This is a genomic window from Sphingomonas adhaesiva, assembly GCF_036946305.1.
Classification (GTDB): domain Bacteria; phylum Pseudomonadota; class Alphaproteobacteria; order Sphingomonadales; family Sphingomonadaceae; genus Sphingomonas; species Sphingomonas adhaesiva_B.
In genome coordinates, this window is the sequence record NZ_JAQIJJ010000004.1 from 327427 (window position 1) to 343531 (window position 16105).

At 67.9% G+C, this 16105-nt stretch carries 13 protein-coding genes and 2 pseudogenes; 8 read left to right on the top strand and 7 right to left on the bottom strand.

Annotated features, from left to right (window positions below):
• The first annotated feature begins 64 nt into the window (after positions 1–64).
• Together ctrA and PGN14_RS07895 are read left to right on the top strand one after the other, a co-directional pair.
• Complete coding sequence (gene ctrA / locus PGN14_RS07890; RefSeq protein WP_335298933.1) at positions 65–760, top strand: response regulator transcription factor CtrA; 696 nt, start codon at positions 65–67, stop codon at positions 758–760.
• Positions 761–1052: 292 nt separating this feature from the next.
• Positions 1053–3368, top strand: coding sequence for a TonB-dependent receptor (locus tag PGN14_RS07895; protein WP_335298934.1), 2316 nt, complete (start codon positions 1053–1055; stop codon positions 3366–3368).
• Between the two features lie 42 nt (positions 3369–3410).
• Here the strand turns inward: PGN14_RS07895 and PGN14_RS07900 are convergent.
• The 3 genes and pseudogenes from PGN14_RS07900 to PGN14_RS07905 form a co-directional block, all read right to left on the bottom strand.
• Positions 3411–3713 (bottom strand): annotated as a pseudogene (locus PGN14_RS07900) (OsmC family protein); the annotation flags it as partial.
• Between the two features lie 39 nt (positions 3714–3752).
• Positions 3753–3851: pseudogene (locus tag PGN14_RS16855) on the bottom strand (OsmC family protein); the annotation flags it as partial.
• A 23-nt stretch (positions 3852–3874) separates the two neighbouring features.
• Complete coding sequence (locus PGN14_RS07905; protein WP_335298937.1) at positions 3875–4633, bottom strand: competence/damage-inducible protein A; 759 nt, start codon at positions 4631–4633, stop codon at positions 3875–3877.
• A gap of 52 nt (positions 4634–4685) precedes the next feature.
• Here PGN14_RS07905 and map point away from each other — a divergent pair, with 52 nt between their 5' ends.
• Complete coding sequence (map, locus tag PGN14_RS07910) at positions 4686–5510, top strand: type I methionyl aminopeptidase (RefSeq protein WP_335298938.1); 825 nt, start codon at positions 4686–4688, stop codon at positions 5508–5510.
• A 93-nt stretch (positions 5511–5603) separates the two neighbouring features.
• Here map and PGN14_RS07915 read toward each other — a convergent pair whose 3' ends face one another.
• The gene (locus tag PGN14_RS07915) at positions 5604–6692 is read right to left on the bottom strand and encodes a CAP domain-containing protein (protein WP_335298939.1); all 1089 of its coding nucleotides are present in this window, start codon (positions 6690–6692) and stop codon (positions 5604–5606) included.
• A 117-nt stretch (positions 6693–6809) separates the two neighbouring features.
• On the opposite strand from PGN14_RS07915, the gene PGN14_RS07920 reads away from it, so the two are divergent.
• From PGN14_RS07920 to glnA, 3 genes are all read left to right on the top strand, one after another.
• A complete protein-coding gene (locus tag PGN14_RS07920; RefSeq protein WP_335298940.1) occupies positions 6810–9002 on the top strand; it encodes a PQQ-dependent dehydrogenase, methanol/ethanol family in 2193 nt (730 codons plus the stop codon).
• Positions 9003–9295: 293 nt separating this feature from the next.
• Positions 9296–9634 (top strand): P-II family nitrogen regulator, encoded by a 339-nt coding sequence (locus PGN14_RS07925; protein WP_335298941.1) that lies wholly within the window; start codon positions 9296–9298, stop codon positions 9632–9634.
• 111 nt (positions 9635–9745) lie between these two features.
• Positions 9746–11158: a type I glutamate--ammonia ligase gene (glnA, locus tag PGN14_RS07930; RefSeq protein ID WP_335298942.1), complete on the top strand. Its 1413-nt coding sequence runs from the start codon at positions 9746–9748 to the stop codon at positions 11156–11158.
• A gap of 516 nt (positions 11159–11674) precedes the next feature.
• On the opposite strand, the gene PGN14_RS07935 is transcribed toward glnA, so the two are convergent.
• Together PGN14_RS07935 and PGN14_RS07940 are read right to left on the bottom strand one after the other, a co-directional pair.
• The gene (locus tag PGN14_RS07935) at positions 11675–12403 is read right to left on the bottom strand and encodes a TorF family putative porin (protein ID WP_335298943.1); all 729 of its coding nucleotides are present in this window, start codon (positions 12401–12403) and stop codon (positions 11675–11677) included.
• Between the two features lie 13 nt (positions 12404–12416).
• Positions 12417–12851: a hypothetical protein gene (locus PGN14_RS07940; protein ID WP_335298944.1), complete on the bottom strand. Its 435-nt coding sequence runs from the start codon at positions 12849–12851 to the stop codon at positions 12417–12419.
• A gap of 145 nt (positions 12852–12996) precedes the next feature.
• Between PGN14_RS07940 and PGN14_RS07945 the strand changes: the two genes are divergently transcribed.
• Both PGN14_RS07945 and PGN14_RS07950 read left to right on the top strand, forming a co-directional pair.
• Complete coding sequence (locus PGN14_RS07945; RefSeq protein ID WP_335298945.1) at positions 12997–14304, top strand: M20/M25/M40 family metallo-hydrolase; 1308 nt, start codon at positions 12997–12999, stop codon at positions 14302–14304.
• A gap of 44 nt (positions 14305–14348) precedes the next feature.
• The gene (locus PGN14_RS07950; protein ID WP_335298946.1) at positions 14349–14963 is read left to right on the top strand and encodes a flavodoxin family protein; all 615 of its coding nucleotides are present in this window, start codon (positions 14349–14351) and stop codon (positions 14961–14963) included.
• Positions 14964–14985: 22 nt separating this feature from the next.
• Here the strand turns inward: PGN14_RS07950 and PGN14_RS07955 are convergent, their stop codons facing one another.
• Entirely contained in the window at positions 14986–16023 is a 1038-nt protein-coding gene (locus PGN14_RS07955) for an alcohol dehydrogenase family protein (protein ID WP_335298947.1), read from the bottom strand.
• Positions 16024–16105 lie beyond the last annotated feature (82 nt).

A 16105-nucleotide genomic window follows, 5' to 3' on the forward strand; every position in this document is an offset into this window, starting at 1 on the left:
AAATGAATCGGGTGACTTGGCGGCGGGCATGCCGCCACGCTTGCGAACCAGGGGACGACCGGCCATGCGCGTGCTGCTGATCGAGGACGAGCCGACGACGGCCAAGGCTATCGAACTGATGCTCTCGACCGAGGGCTTCAACGTCTATTCGACCGATCTGGGCGAGGAAGGCCTCGATCTGGGCAAGCTCTATGATTACGACATCATCCTGCTCGACCTGAACCTGCCGGACATGCACGGCTATGACGTGCTGAAGAAGCTGCGCGTGGCGCGCGTGCAGACGCCGGTGCTGATCCTGTCGGGCATCAACGAGATGGATTCGAAGGTGCGCAGCTTCGGCTTCGGCGCCGACGATTACGTCACCAAGCCGTTCCATCGCGACGAGCTGGTGGCGCGCATCCACGCCGTGGTGCGCCGCTCCAAGGGCCATTCGCAATCGGTCATCCGCACCGGCAAGCTGTCGGTCAATCTGGATGCCAAGACGGTCGAGGTCGACAGCGCGCGCGTCCACCTGACCGGCAAGGAATATGCGATGCTGGAGCTGCTGTCGCTCCGCAAGGGCACCACGCTGACCAAGGAAATGTTCCTCAACCATCTCTACGGCGGGATGGACGAGCCGGAACTGAAGATCATCGACGTCTTCATCTGCAAGCTGCGCAAGAAGCTGAGCATGGCGTGCGATGGCGAGAATTATATCGAGACGGTCTGGGGCCGCGGCTATGTCCTGCGCGAGCCCGAGGATGCCGTCGCGGTCGCCTGACGACGCGATCCTGTCGTACCGGCGTGAAGGCCGCGGCACCGGGGGGCGCCGCGGCCTTTTCGCTGATGCGGCCGCCCCTAGCCCCCTGCGTCATCCCAGCGAAGGCTGGGATCTCCCGAGAGGAAACGTGCCGCCAGCCACGGGGAGGCCCCAGCCTTCGCTGGGGCGACGCGGTTGCATCGCCCGTCCCATGACAATCCCGCGACACCCGTGTCGTCATTCCGCAACCGAACCGTCATCGCACCGACCCCGACGTGCGGCAGGGCGCCCCCGACCAAGGGGGATCACCATCATGACGTCGAAGTTCACGCTGCTCGCCGGTGCCGCCACGCTGCTTGCCGCCTCGCCCGTTGCCGCGCAGGACGCGCCCGCGCCCGCCACCGCGGCGACGATCGATCAGGCCGCGCCCGATCAGCCGATCCCGGAGGACGGCAGCGACATCGTCGTGCTCGGCTTCGGCCAGGCGCGCCAGGTGCAGACCATCACCGCCGCCGATCTGGAGCGCCTGACCCCCGGCACCTCGCCCCTGAAGGCGGTGTCGAAGCTGCCCGGCGTCAACTTCCAGTCGGCCGACGCCTTCGGCGCCTATGAATGGTCGACCCGCATCAGCTTGCGCGGCTTCAACCAGAACCAGCTCGGCTTCACGCTGGACGGCGTGCCGCTGGGCGACATGAGCTACGGCAACGTCAACGGCCTGCACATCAGCCGCGCGATCCTCTCGGAGAATATCGCCAGCACCACCGTGGCGCAGGGCGCGGGTGCGCTCGGCACCGCCTCGACCAGCAACCTGGGCGGCACGCTCCAGTTCGTCAGCCGCAAGCCGTCCGACACCGCCGACCTCGTCGCCAGCGGCACCTATGGCAGCGACCAGACCTATCGCGCCTTCGTCCGCGCCGACAGCGGCGACATCGCCGACGGCCTCAAGGGCTATCTCAGCTACGGCTATCTGAAGACCGACAAGTGGAAGGGCTACGGCAAGCAGATCCAGCATCAGGCCAATGGCAAGCTGGTGAAGGACCTGGGCGAGCGCGGCGCGATCACCGCCTTCCTGAACTTCTCCGACCGGCGCGAGAACGACTATCAGGACCTGAGCTACGACATCATTCGTCGCCGCGGGCTGGACAACGACAATATCAGCAACAACTACCCGCTCGCGCTCCAGATCGGGCAGGCCTACCAGTCCGGCACCGCGCTGCCGACGGGCATCGGCACCGTCGACGACGTCTATTACGACGCGGCCGGCGTGCGGCAGGACTGGCTCGGCGGCTTCACCGTCGATGCGCGCCTCAACGACATGCTGTCGGTCGTCTCGACCAGCTACGTCCACCGCAACAAGGGCCAGGGGTCGTGGATCACGCCCTATGTCCCCACCCCTGCGGGCGCGCCCGATGCCAATGGTCAGCCGCTGGCGAGCGGATCGCCGCTGTCGTTCCGCACCACCGAATATCGCATCCGCCGCGCCGGCAACCTCACCTCGCTGGCGCTGGAGACGGGCGCGAACCGGCTGGAGGTCGGCGGCTGGCTGGAGACGAACACCTTCCTCCAGGCACGCCGCTTCTATGGCATGACCAGCGCCGCGACGCCCAACCGCAACGCACGCGATTTCCAGGACAATCCGTTCTTCACCCAATGGAACGGCAATTACGACACCGACACCGTCCAGTATCACGTCGCCGACACGCTGAAGCTGGGCCAACTGACGCTCAGCGGCGGCTGGAAGGGGATGCAGGTCGACAATAGCGCCACCCTGCTCACCGGCTCGCTGGTGGCGGGCAAGATCCGCGCGCGCGACTGGTTCCTGCCGCAGGTCGGCGCGGTGTTCGACCTCACCAACGGTGCCGAGCTGTTCGCCAGCTATTCGGAGAACATGCGCGCGTTCGTGTCGTCCGCCACCTCGGGTCCGTTCGCGATCACGCAGGTCGGCTTCGACGCGATCCGCTCGACGTTGCGTCCTGAGACGTCGAAGACGGTGGAGGGCGGCGTCCGCGTCCGCACCGGCGGGCTTCAGCTGTCGGCGGTCGGCTATTACATCGACTTCTCGGACCGCCTGCTCGTCTTCTCGAACGGCTCGGGCATCCAGGGCAATCCGCCGACGCTCAACAACGCCGGCGATGTGGAGAGCTACGGCGGCGAGGTCTCGGCCTTCTACCGCATCATGCAGCCGCTGACCGTGTTCGCCAGCTATTCGTACAACAAGGCGACCTACCGCGATAACGTCCTGAATGCCGCTGGCTCCGTGCTGACGGCGACGCGGGGCAAGACCGTCGTCGACACGCCCGAGCATATGGCGAAGGGCGAACTGGTCTATGACGACAGCCGCGTCTTCGGTCGCATCGGCGCGGATTACATGTCGAAGCGCTACTTCACCTATCTCAACGATCAGTCGGTCGCCGGCCGCGTGCTGCTGGACGCCAGCATCGGCTTCCGCTTCGGCGAGGACTTCGGTTTCTTCCGCGGCTTTGCGATCGAGGGCAGCGTGACGAACCTGACCGACAAGAAGTACATCTCGACCATCGGCACCAACGGCTACACCGCCAGCGGCGACAATCAGACGTTGCTATCGGGCGCCCCGCGCCAGTGGTTCGTGACCCTGCGCCGCGGATTTTAAACCAGCCGTCACCCCGGCCTTGGGCCGGGGTGACGAACATCGTCAGGCGACCACCACCTCCGCCTCGCACGTCACCGGAAAATTCACCGACCGCGCGATGAAGCACATCGCATGCGCCCGCTCATGCAGCGCCCGCGCCTTCTCCATGTCACCAGAGGCGATCGTCACCCGCGGACGCAACGTGACGGAAACGAACTGCCCCGCACCGCCTGTTTCCTCCGCCATCACGCCCTCGGCCGCATCCTCATAGGCGGTGACGACCACCCCGGCCTCCGCGCACAGCGACAGATACCACAATTGGTGACACCCGCTCAGCGAAGCGACCAGCAACTCCTCGGGATTCCACCGTGCCGGATCGCCGCGAAACGCCGGGTCTGCCGACGCGGCAAGGTCTGCCTTCCCCGCTGCCGAGACCACATGATCGCGCGCATAGCCGCGATAGGTCGCCGTCCCCTCGCCCAGGTTGCCGGTCCACACCGTCCGCACCGCATAGCCATGCTCGCGCATCAGATCCCCCCCTCCGTCGTGAAAAATCCCGCCGCCGCCAGCCCCGCCGCCAGATCGGCGATACACGCATCCACCTGCGCCGGATCGGGCGAGCGCACCACGAAATTGGCCCCCGTCCGCCCCTCGCGGAAGAAGGGATAGCTGCCGATCGCCACCCCCTCATGCGCCTTCTCGGTCGTGCGCAGCAGGTCGGCGATCTCGCTCTCCGCCACCCAACAGCCGATCGTGCGGCTCACCACCGGGCGCCCACCCTCCAGCGTGCCGGTCAGCGCGTCGAGCATCCCGGCGGTGATGTGCGGCACGCCCGCCATGATGAAGATGTTGCCGATGCGGATCCCCGGCGCGCCGCTGACGCGATTCTCGATCAGGTCCGCGCCGTCCGGCACCCGCGCCATCCGCAGCCGCGCGTCGGTCACCCCGCCGCGCGTCGCATAATAACGCTCCAGCACCGCCACCGCTTTGGGGTGATGCACCACGCCCACCCTCAGCGCGACCGCGATCGCATCCACCGTGATGTCGTCGTGCGTCGGCCCGATGCCGCCGGTGGTGAACAGATAATCGTTGCGCGCGCGCAGCGTGTTGACCGCCTCGACGATCGCCTCCTCGCGATCCGCCACCACGCGCACCTCCGCCAGCCGGATGCCCTGGACGTTGAGCCATTGCGCGATCTGCGCCACGTTCTTGTCCTGCGTGCGCCCGGAGAGGATCTCGTCGCCGATGACGACCAGCGCGGCGGTCCAGATGCGTTCGGTCTGCATGACCCCCGGCATAACCTCGCAATCGCCGCGGCGTCACGCTATATCGCCCGGCATGACCGAATATGTGACCGTCACCAGCGATGCGCCGCTCACGCGCAACGGCGCCATCAAGCTGTACGGCGCGGACGCCTTCGCGGGCATGCACAAGGCGGGACGGCTGTGCGCAGAGACGCTCGACATGCTGGTGCCGCACATGGTGCCCGGCGTGACCACCGCGGAGATCGACCGGCTGATCTACGACTTCGTGCTCGCCGGCGGCGGCGTGCCCGCGACGCTGGGCTATCGCGGCTATACGCATTCCAGCTGCATCTCGATCAACCATGTCGTCTGCCACGGCATCCCGTCGGACAAGCCGCTGAAGGCGGGCGATATCGTCAATGTCGACGTCACCCCGATCGTCGACGGCTGGCACGGCGACAGCAGCCGCATGTATCTGATCGGCGACGTGCCGCTGAAGGCGAAGCGGCTGGTCGACATCACCTACGAATGCCTGATGCTGGGCATCGAGCAGGCGCGGCCCGGCAATCACATGGGCGACGTCGCGCACGCGATCCAGCGCCATGCGGAGGCGCATCGCTATGGCGTGGTGCGCGATTTCTGCGGCCATGGCGTCGGCCGGCTGTTCCACGACGCGCCGGAGGTGGTGCATGTCGGCCGCCCGGGCACCGGGCCGGAGCTGCGCCCGGGGATGATCTTCACGATCGAGCCGATGATCAACATCGGCCGCCCCGACGTGAAGCTGCTCGACGACGGCTGGACCGCGGTGACGCGCGACCGCTCGCTGTCGGCGCAGTTCGAACATTCGATCGGCATCACCGAGGACGGCTGCGAGATCTTCACCGCCTCCCCCGCCGGGCTGCACCAGCCGCCATACTAACCGTGCTCCTGCGAACGCAGGAGCCCAGGGTTACGCGCGCCAACGCCCGTTGCTCGGCCTGACCCTGGGCTCCGGCGTGCGCCGGAGCACTTCTCAGCTCACCGTCCGGAACGTATAGGTATAGCTCTGCGCCACCCCGCGCACGAGGACGTTGGCGATCGTCACCTCGTAGCTGACGTTGTTTTGCAATCCCGTCACATTGAACTGGATGTTGTTGGGCAGGCCATAGCCGACATTGTCATAGCTGATGTTCGACACCGCCAGCGTGGTCGCCCCCGCCTTCACCGTCACCGTCGCACCGCTGAAATTGACCGTCGCATTGGCGCCCCCGCGCTGCGTCGCATCGGCGACCACCGAGAAGGACAGCAGCGCCGCCGGGTCGAAATAGCGCGCCGGATAGTCCCCCTGCGGATAGGCGACGAACGCGGGCAACGTGCCCGGCGTCGGCACGCCGCCGGTGAAGTCGAACACCTTCAGCGCCGACGCATCCGTCCGCCGTCCGTCCGACAGCAATTGCGCGACGCGCCCATAGGAAATCTTGCCCAGGAACGGATCGAGCATCCAGCGGCGATGCCCGACATTGTTCGCGACGATGTTGCTCGTCTCGATCATCCACCCCGCGAGATACGCATCCTCGCTGTAAAAGGCGAGGTTGGCCGCGATCAGCCCGCCGTACAGGTTGCTGGTCCCCGCCCCCTTGCGCCCCGCCTCGGTATAGCAGGTCCAGGTGGAGGTGGGGAAATGGTCCAGCTTCCCATTCGCCGCCATCAACAGCGCGGCCTGCGTCGCCTGTTCCTCGTCTGCATCGGCATAGGTCACCGCGGGCAGCCGGTGAATCGCGCGTAGCGCGTTCAGCCGCGTCAGCACGTCCGCCTTGACGCTCGCCGCCAGCACGCCCGCACGACAATTGGGCACGTCGGGCGCCGTGGTATAGAGCGCCGCCACCCCCGCTGCCCAGCTGCTCGGCGCGGGCGGGGCCGCCGGGAAGGCTGCCGTCGTCGCGCTCGGCGTTGGCGAGGGTGACGGCGTGGGGGACGCGCTGGGGCTCGGCGACGGAGTCGGCGCGGGCGCCACCACCACCGGCGTCGTTGTACCGCTGCCCGACGCGCCGTCGCCGCCGCAGCCCGTCAACAGCAACGGCAGCAGTGCCGCGCCCATCCATCGCCGATCGAATCTCGCCATGTCAGCGCGATAGCAGCTGCGTCTTACCAAAGTCCCACCCGCCCCCTTTTCAACGTCCCCAACCTAAGTCAGTGTGCTTAGCGAACCCGGATACCGGGGCGGGGAAGAGGAGAGGATATGCGCAACGTGGCGATGCCGCTGCTGGCGGTCGTGCTGGGGCTGGCGGGATGCAGCGGCGGGGCGGCACCCGATGCCGCGCAGCAGGAGCAGCAGCGCGACCGCAGCGGTGTCGGCAAGGTCGACGGCACGCTCCTGACCACCGGCGGCGACGGCAGCGACTGGGCGATGACCGGGTTCAACTATCAGGAGCAGCGCTTCTCGCCGCTGACGCAGGTCAACGCCGGGAACGTGGCGAAGCTGGGGCTCGCCTGGTTCGCCGACATGCCCGATGCGCGCGGGCAGGAAGCGACTCCGATCGTCATCGACGGCAAGCTGTTCGTCACCGGCCCGTGGTCGAAACTCTATGCCTTCGACGCCGCGACGGGTGCCAAGCTGTGGGAGTACGATCCCAAGGTCGATCCGCAAAAGGGCGTGCAGGCGTGCTGCGACGTCGTCAATCGTGGCGTCGCGGCGTGGAAGGGGCAGTTGTTCCTCGGCACGCTCGACGGACGGCTGATCGCTCTGGACGCGAAGACCGGCACGCCGAATTGGTCGGTCCAGACCACCGACAATGCCAAGCCCTATACGATCACCGGCGCACCGCGCGTGGTGAAGGACATGGTCGTCATCGGCAATGGCGGCGCGGAGTTCGGCGTGCGCGGCTATGTCACCGCCTATGACGCGAAGACCGGCGCGCAGAAGTGGCGCTTCTACACCGTTCCCAACCCCAGCGGTGCGAAGGACGGCGCGGCCAGCGACGCGGCGATGGCCAAGGTGGCGCCCACCTGGTCGAAGAACGGCCAATGGAAACAGTCGGGCGGCGGCGGCACCGTCTGGGATTCGATCGTCTATGACGCCGAACTCGACCAACTCTATCTCGGCGTCGGCAACGGCTCGCCGTGGAACCACGGACTGCGCAGCGAGGGCCAGGGCGACAACCTCTTCCTCTCCTCGATCGTCGCGCTGAAGCCGGAGACGGGCGAGTACGTCTGGCATTATCAGGAGACGCCCGCCGAGACATGGGACTTCACCGCGACCCAGCCGATCAATCTCGCCACGCTGACGATCGGCGGGCAGAAGCGGCAGGTGCTGATGCAGGCGCCGAAGAACGGCTTCTTCTACGTCATCGATCGCACCAACGGGAAGCTCATCAACGCGGGTCAGTTCATCCCCGGCGTCAACTGGGCCAGCGGCTATGACCTCAAGACCGGCCGTCCGATCGAGCATCCGGAATCGCGTTACTACCGCACCGGCAAGCCGTTCCTCGCGGTCCCGTCCGCGATCGCCGCGCATAACTGGCAACCGATGAGCTTCTCGCCGCAGACCGGCCTCGCCTATGTGCCCGCGCAGTCGGTGGGCGCGGCCTATCTCAACCCCTCCTCCCCGCTCGACCAGCGCAAGCCGATCGGGTTCAACGTCGGGCAGGATCTGGGCAACGCCATGTACCCGCGCGACGCCGCGGCGGTGAAGGCGGCGGTGGCGGGCGCGACCGGCACGCTGGTCGCGTGGGATCCGGTGGCGAACAAGGCGCGGTGGAAGGTGGAATATCCCACGCCGTGGAACGGCGGGACGATGACAACCGCGGGCAATCTGGTCTTCCAGGGCACCGCGCTGGGCGAGTTCCGCGCCTATGCCGCCGACACGGGAAGGCAGCTCTTCTCCTTCCCCGCGGGCACCGGGATCATGGCGGGCGCGGCGACCTATATGGTGGGCGGCAAGCAATATGTCGCGGTGCTCGCCGGGCGCGGCGGCGCGCTGCCGCTGTCGATCGGCTATGCGATCGGCAAGGCGCGCGACGTGCCCAACCGCCCGCGCCTGCTGGTCTTCGCGCTCGACGGCACGGCGAAGCTGCCGCCGGCGCCCGGCGCCACCCCCGCCGCGCCGGTCCCGCTGCCGACCGAGACCGCCGCGCCCGAGCAGGTGGCGCAGGGCAAGCTGCTGTTCGGCCGCTACTGCCAGGTCTGCCACGGCGCCAGCGCGGCGGGCGGCGGCGTGCTGCCCAACCTCCAGAACTCGCCCGTGCTGGCGGATGCGGAGACGTGGAAGTCGATCCTGATCGACGGCGCGCTCAAGGACCGCGGCATGGTCAGCTTCGCGCGCGTGATGACGCCCGAGCAGGCGCAGTCGATCCGCCAGTATGTGATCGACGAGGCCCGCTGGGCGCGCGCGAACCTGGGCGATGGCGGGAAGGCAGACGTGAAGACGCGCTGACGCCGCCTCCCAAAAACCGTCATTCCCGCGAAGGCGGGAATCCATACACGCTGAGCGCGCGACCCTTGCGAAGACCTGCGCGTATGAATCCCCGCCTCCGCGGGGATGACGGCGATGGGAGATCGACTGCCCCCAAAACCGGCACAACCCCGCCCCCTGCCCATTCGTTAGGCATCCGTTAACGTCGGTTACCGCCGATTCGACACCTTGCCCTCCTGCGCCTCGACTGGCACGGTCGGTGCAAGGTGCTCGTCGGGGTATCCGAACATGACCTGGGGTGGGGCGTCCGTCGCGTGAAGAAGATCGAAGCGATCATCAAGCCGTTCAAGCTGGACGAGGTGAAGGAAGCGCTGCACGACATCGGCGTTAGCGGCATCACCGTCACCGAGGCGAAAGGCTTCGGCCGGCAGAAGGGGCATACGGAGCTGTATCGCGGCGCCGAATATGTCGTCGACTTCCTGCCTAAGGTGAAGCTGGAGGTCGTCGTCGAGGATGGCCTGGCCGAGCGTGTGGTGGAGGCGATCGCCGCCGCTGCGCAGACCGGCCGCATCGGCGACGGCAAGATCTTCGTCATCCCGGTCGAAACGGCGCTGCGCATCCGCACGGGCGAGCGCGGCGACGACGCGATCTGATCGCACCCAACCCCCGATTTTCACGTCACCCCAGCGAAGGCTGGGGTCTTCTAGTTACGGCGAGACCCCAGCCTTCGCTGGGGTGACGCAAAGGCGAGAGAGAGAAGCACCATGGCGAACACGGCCGCAGACGTTCTGAACAAGATCAAGGAAGAAGAGATCGAGTGGATCGATCTGCGCTTCACCGATCCCAAGGGCAAGTGGCAGCACCTCACCATGGTCGCCTCGGTCATGGGTGAGGACGAGTGGACCGACGGCCTGATGTTCGACGGTTCGTCGATCGAAGGCTGGAAGGCGATCAACGAGTCCGACATGATCCTGAAGCCGGATCTGGATGCGGTCTATACCGATCCCTTCTCCGCCACCCCGATGCTGATCGTGTTCTGCGACATCGTCGAGCCGTCGACCGGCGAGGGCTATAGCCGCGACCCGCGCACCACCGCGAAGCGCGCCGAGGCCTATGTCGCCACCACGGGGATCGGCGACACCGTGTACGTCGGGCCGGAGGCCGAGTTCTTCATGTTCGACGACGTGAAGTTCGACACCTCGTACAACCAGTCGTACTTCAAGATCGACGATATCGAGCTGCCGACCAACACCGGCCGCGAGTATGAGGGCGGCAACCTGGGTCATCGTCCGCGCGCCAAGGGCGGCTATTTCCCCGTCGCGCCGGTCGACTCGGCGGTCGACATCCGCGGCGAGATGGTGTCGACCATGCTCGAAATGGGCCTGCCGTGCGACAAGCACCACCACGAGGTGGCCGCCGCACAGCACGAACTGGGCCTCACCTTCGGCACGCTGACCACCACCGCCGACCGCATGCAGATCTACAAGTACGTCGTGCATCAGGTCGCGCATGCCTATGGCAAGTCGGCGACCTTCATGCCCAAGCCGATCAAGGAAGATAACGGCTCGGGCATGCACACCCACTTCTCGATCTGGCAGGGCAAGGAGCCGCTGTTCGCGGGCAACGGCTATGCCGGCCTGTCGGACACCTGCCTCTATTTCATCGGCGGCATCATCAAGCATGCCAAGGCGATCAACGCCTTCACCAACCCGACCACCAACAGCTACAAGCGGCTGGTGCCGGGTTACGAGGCGCCGGTGCTGCTCGCTTACTCGGCGCGCAACCGCTCGGCGTCGTGCCGCATCCCCTATGGCACCGGCCCGAAGAGCAAGCGCGTCGAGGTCCGCTTCCCGGACGCGATGGCCAACCCGTATCTCGCCTATGCCGCGCTGCTGATGGCGGGTCTGGACGGCATCCAGAACAAGATCCATCCTGGCGAGGCGATGGACAAGAACCTGTACGACCTGCCGCCGGCCGAGCTGGCGCAGGTGCCGACGGTCTGCGCATCGCTGCGCGAGGCGCTGGAGTCGCTGCAGGCGGATCACGACTTCCTGCTGAAGGGCGACGTGTTCACCAAGGACCAGATCGAAGCCTATATCGAGATCAAGTACGCCGATGTCGCGCGTTGGGAAATGACCCCGAGCCCGGTGGAATTTGATATGTATTACAGCGCGTAAGGCGGCCGTGCCGGCCGCCGGTGCGGCTCCGCCGCATACGCGCTGCCGGCCGGCCTCGCGTTGCGAGGACCGACGACGCGGCTTCGCCGCGTCGCCTCCAGAAGAAGAAGCGCCCGGGTCACGCCGGGCGCTTTTTTTTTCTTACTCACGTCGCGCCGACGCCTTCAACGTCATCCCAGCGAAGGCTGGGATCTCGCGTGGCGACCACCTGCCCTTGCCTCCAGGAGGCCCCAGCCTTCGCTGGGGCGACGCTTGGGGGGAGGGCACCAAGCAGCGCTCGTGGAAGCGATCCCTCCATCACACCCGCCGTCGCCCCTGCGCAGGCAGGGGCCTATCGCTGTCGAGTGGCTCGCCGCGGCGGACACATAGGCGTCGCACCTGTGTCGAACGATCGCGACACGACACAGACATCGGCTCCTGCCTCCGCAGGGGCGACCTACATTCCCAGCCGCAATGCCTTCAAGGCAGTCATCGGCCCCCACCTCCGCAAGGGCGACGGACCCCGCTCCCCCCCCGCTAGAACCCCACCGACACTCGCGCCGCGATCCGGTCGCCCGCGTGCCGCCGCACCGCGAACGGCGAGGCATCCGGCCCGTCGTCGCTGATATCGGTCCCGCTATACGTCAGCCCCAGCGTCAATGGCCCGCTGATCCGCTGCACCCCCAGCGACCAGTCGTGATACCGCCCGGTCGGGCGCAACCGCGCCGCGCGCACCGGATCGTTCACGTCCCCCGTCGACCGCCCGACCGTGCCGACGATCGTCCATGGCGTCGCCGGCACGCCCAGTCGCGCGCGGGCGCCGAGGTACAGATTGTCGCCGCCGATCGCGCCCTGCGACGGGGCATAGCGCGCTTCCGCGCCGACCTCGGCGGGTCCCAGCGTATAGCTCGCCCCCGCCCCGCCCTCGACATAGCTCATCCCGCCGATGCCGCCGGTGAAGACATGCCCGGTCACGAACCCGTCGAGACGGAACCCGCCCAGGTCGCGCGCATAGCCGAGCGTCGGCTCGATCACCGCCTCCGCGCCGCCGGACCGTGGGTCACCGCGCGTCGTCGTCACCCGCGCCCCCAGGTCGAACCCCGGCGGCAGGTCCGCGCGCACCCAGGCGGCGGCGGCCGCCTTGCCCTCGCTCCAGCTCAGCCCGCGCCGTCGCTCGTCGGTCGTCACCTCTACGCCGGCATGGGGCACTACCTGCGCCGACACCGGAACGGCCGCCGTGCCGGACAGCACGGCGGCCAGCATCATCCGTCCCCGCACGTCAGCTGCGCACCGGGCCATGGACCGCGTCGAGTTCGGCGAGCACCGCGTCCTGATCGCGCGCGGCGACCGCCATCAGATGATCGCGCACCTTGTCGCTGGCCGCGGCCACATCGCGCGCGATCGCGTCGCGCTGCCCCGCGCACCAGCCCGGACGGCTGCCGGAGACCGGCGCCTCGGCGCTGATCCGGCGGGTCATGACATGGCCGGCGGCGTGCCGCGCCTCGCGATGGACGTCGACCGCCGCATCCCAGCGGCAGCGCAACGTCGTCGGGCGGCCGGGCGCACCGGCGGCGCCGACCTGCTGATGGCGAACGGTGACGTCGTGGCGATAGGTCACGTCGACACGCTGGCCACGGTGGTCCAGTTGCACCTGGTGCGTGTCGCTCGCGACGGGGGAGCCGAGCAGCAACCCGGCGGCGATGATGAAGCTCATGAGCGTTCTCCTTGCGAATGGCCCGGACCATCCTGCCCGGTGACACGTCCGACATATGAACGGCCCGAAGCGTCGCAACGCTCCTTCCGCCACCGCAACACTTCATTACGTTGGCGTCGGCGATCCGCGCCGTTAGGCTGGCGGCATGACCCTTCGCCTCGCGCTCGCCGCCCCGCTGCTGCTCCTCGCCACCGCCGCCGTGTCTCCATCGGAGGAGCGGATGCGCGCCGCCGTCGCCGCCGGCACCCCGCGCGACGAGGCGCTGCTGGAGCGGCTGGTGCGCCAGAATTCCGGGACGCTCAACCTCGCCGGGGTGACCGCGGTGGGCACGATGATGCGCGACGAACTCGCCCCGCTCGGCTTCGACGTGCGCTGGGTCGATATGAAGGAGACGGCGCGCGCCGGCCATATCGTCGCCACGCACAAGGGCGACGGCCGCGGCCGGCGCATCCTGCTGATCGGCCATCTCGACACCGTCTTCGAACCCGACAGCCGCTACACCGGCTTCCGCCGCGAGGGCACGCGTGCCTATGGCCCGGGGGTGGGCGACGACAAGGGCGGGCTGGTCGTCATCGTCGCCGCGCTGCGGGCGATGCAGGCGGCAGGGACGCTGAAGCGCGCCGACATCATGGTCGTGCTGACCGGGGACGAGGAGCGCTCCGGCAAGCCGCTGTCGATCGCGCGGCGCGACCTGATCGATGCCGGCAAATGGGCCGATGTCGCGCTGGAATATGAAGGACTGGCGCAGGAGGACGGTCGCGATTTCGGCACCGTCGCACGCCGCGGCGCGACCGACTGGGAGATCGTGACCACCGGCACTCCGGGCCATTCCGGCGGCGTGTTCGGCGAGGCGCTCGGCTATGGCGCGAATTACGAGCTGGCGCGCATCGTCGACGCCTTCCGCCGCGAGCTGCCCGAGGCGAACCTGACCTATAATGTCGGCGTGATGGCGGGCGGCACCCCTGCCGCGTTCGACGCCGACGGCTTTCGCGCCACCGCATCGGGCAAGACCAATATCGTCGCGGAGCGTGCCGTCGCGCGCGGCGACCTGCGCGGCCCGACGCCGGAACAGGTCGCGCGCGTCCACGCGAAGATGGAGGCGATCGTCGCGCAGCATTTGCCGCGCACCGGCGCCACCATCACCTTCAACGACGGCTATCCGCCGATGGCACCGACGGCGGGCAATCGCGCGCTGCTGGCCGATCTCAATGCGGTCAACCGCGACCTGAACCTGCCCGAAATGCCCGAATATGATCCCGCAAAGCGCGGCGCGGCGGACTCCAGCTTCGTCGCGGCGGACGCCGACACGATGGGCGGCATGGGCGCGGCGGGCGGCGGTGCGCATGCCGATGGCGAGTGGCTCGACCTCGCCAGCATCCCCCGGCAGGCGCTGCGCAGCGCGCTGCTGATCTCGCGCCTATCGGTACAGAAGCGTACACGCGCGGATAGATAGCGCGGGCAACTCGTTGGCCGGTAACCCGGATCGAGGATAACGCCATGACGCTGACCGCCATCGCCCTGAACTGTACGCTCAAGGCGGACGCCACCGCCCCCTCTTCCACCGACGCCATGCTGAAGGTGGTGGCGGACGCCCTGACCGCGCGCGGCGTCACCGTCTCCGAACCGGTCCGCGTCGCCGCTCTGAACATCAAGCCCGGCGTCACCAGCGACGAAGGCGATGGCGACGAATGGCCCGCATTGCGCCGCCGCATCCTCGACGCCGACATCCTGATCCTGGGCGGTCCAATCTGGATGGGGCAGTTGGGCAGCGTCGCCAAGCGCGTGATGGAGCGGATGGACGCCTTCCTCGGCGAAACCGACGACGAGGGCCGCATGCCCAGCTATGGCAAGGTCGCGGTCTGCGCGATCGTCGGCAACGAGGATGGCGCGCACGTCTCGACCGCGCAGGTCTTCCAGGCGCTCAACGACGTCGGCTTCACCATCCCCGCGGTCGGCGCAGTCTATTGGGTGGGGGAGGCCTATGGCAGTACCGACTTCAAGGACCTGCCCGAAACGCCGGAAAAGGTGACGAAAACGGCGGCGATGCTGGCGACGAACGCGGCGCATCTGGCCGGGCTGCTGAAGGAAAAGGGCTATCCGGGCGCGGAGTGACGTTGTCACCCCGCCCCTCACCTCACGCCGTCAGCACCATCTTCAACGCTCCATTCTCCCGCTTGTCGAACAGCGCATAGGCCTCCGCCCCCTGCGACAGGTCCATCCGGTGGCTGATGTACCGCTCCGGGCGCAGCCGCCCCGACTGGATCAGCGGGATCAGCGCCGGCCATTCCTCCGGCACCGAACAGGTGCCGGTGCGGAACGTCAGCCCCGCCGCGAACGCGCGCTCCAACGGGAAGGGGAAGCGCCGCGATTGCTGCACTCCGATCACCGACACCGTGCCACGCCGCCCCACCAGCCGCAGCGCCAGGTCGACGGTCGCATCCGCACCCACTGCCTCGATCACGCACGGCAGCTTTTGCCCGTGCGTCGCGTCGCGGATCGTCTCCAGCGCCACCTCGGGATGCAGCGCCACCGCGCCCACCGCCTCCGCCAGCGCGCGCCGCTCCGGCACCGGGTCGATCGCATAGACCGTCCCCGCCCCCATCACGAACGCGCTCTCCACCGCCATCAGCCCGATCGGCCCCAGCCCGATCACCGCCACGTCGCTGCCCGGGCGAATGTCCGCGCCGCGTGCACCGAACCACGCGGTCGCCATCGCATCGGTCATCATCAGCGCCTGGTCGGTGGAGATGCCGTCGGGGATCAGCCACGCATTGCTGTCTGCCATGGGCACGCGGAACGCCTCCGCCTGCACGCCCTGCAACGCCGCCGACAGGCCGTAGCAGCCGCCCGCATTGTTCGCGCAGTGGATGACATCGCCCGCTAGGCACGAACGGCACGCACCGCACCCGACCGCGGCGGGCACCATCACCTTGTCCCCCACCTTCAGCTGGCGCACGCCGCGGCCGATCTCGACCACCTCGCCCACCGCCTCGTGCCCGACGCAGAAGCCGACATCCTCGGAAAAGCCATGCCCGTGATAGATGTGCAGGTCGCTGCCGCAGATCGAGCACGCGTCCATCTTCACGATCGCGTCGCCGGCGCCTAGCGGGGTGGGATCCTCCATCGCATCGTAGCGGATGTCGCGTTCGCCGAAATAGCGCAGCGCCTTCATGGCCGATCCCCTCGCCTATCATCAAATTAAGTCGTTCGCTTTGTCGCGAGACACTGCACCCGCGTCAACGCCTTGCGAGCGG

Bases quoted from the DNA above. Each gene is read 5' to 3' on its own strand.
- PGN14_RS07915 (WP_335298939.1), bottom strand. From the start codon at position 6,692: ATGGCGAGATTCGATCGGCGATGGATGGGCGCGGCACTGCTGCCGTTG.
- PGN14_RS07895 (WP_335298934.1), top strand. From the start codon at position 1,053: ATGACGTCGAAGTTCACGCTGCTCGCCGGTGCCGCCACGCTGCTTGCC.
- map (WP_335298938.1), top strand. From the start codon at position 4,686: ATGACCGAATATGTGACCGTCACCAGCGATGCGCCGCTCACGCGCAAC.
- ctrA (WP_335298933.1), top strand. From the start codon at position 65: ATGCGCGTGCTGCTGATCGAGGACGAGCCGACGACGGCCAAGGCTATC.
- PGN14_RS07935 (WP_335298943.1), bottom strand. From the start codon at position 12,403: ATGATGCTGGCCGCCGTGCTGTCCGGCACGGCGGCCGTTCCGGTGTCG.
- PGN14_RS07920 (WP_335298940.1), top strand. From the start codon at position 6,810: ATGCGCAACGTGGCGATGCCGCTGCTGGCGGTCGTGCTGGGGCTGGCG.
- PGN14_RS07955 (WP_335298947.1), bottom strand. From the start codon at position 16,023: ATGAAGGCGCTGCGCTATTTCGGCGAACGCGACATCCGCTACGATGCG.
- PGN14_RS07940 (WP_335298944.1), bottom strand. From the start codon at position 12,851: ATGAGCTTCATCATCGCCGCCGGGTTGCTGCTCGGCTCCCCCGTCGCG.
- PGN14_RS07950 (WP_335298946.1), top strand. From the start codon at position 14,349: ATGACGCTGACCGCCATCGCCCTGAACTGTACGCTCAAGGCGGACGCC.
- PGN14_RS07945 (WP_335298945.1), top strand. From the start codon at position 12,997: ATGACCCTTCGCCTCGCGCTCGCCGCCCCGCTGCTGCTCCTCGCCACC.
- PGN14_RS07905 (WP_335298937.1), bottom strand. From the start codon at position 4,633: ATGCAGACCGAACGCATCTGGACCGCCGCGCTGGTCGTCATCGGCGAC.
- glnA (WP_335298942.1), top strand. From the start codon at position 9,746: ATGGCGAACACGGCCGCAGACGTTCTGAACAAGATCAAGGAAGAAGAG.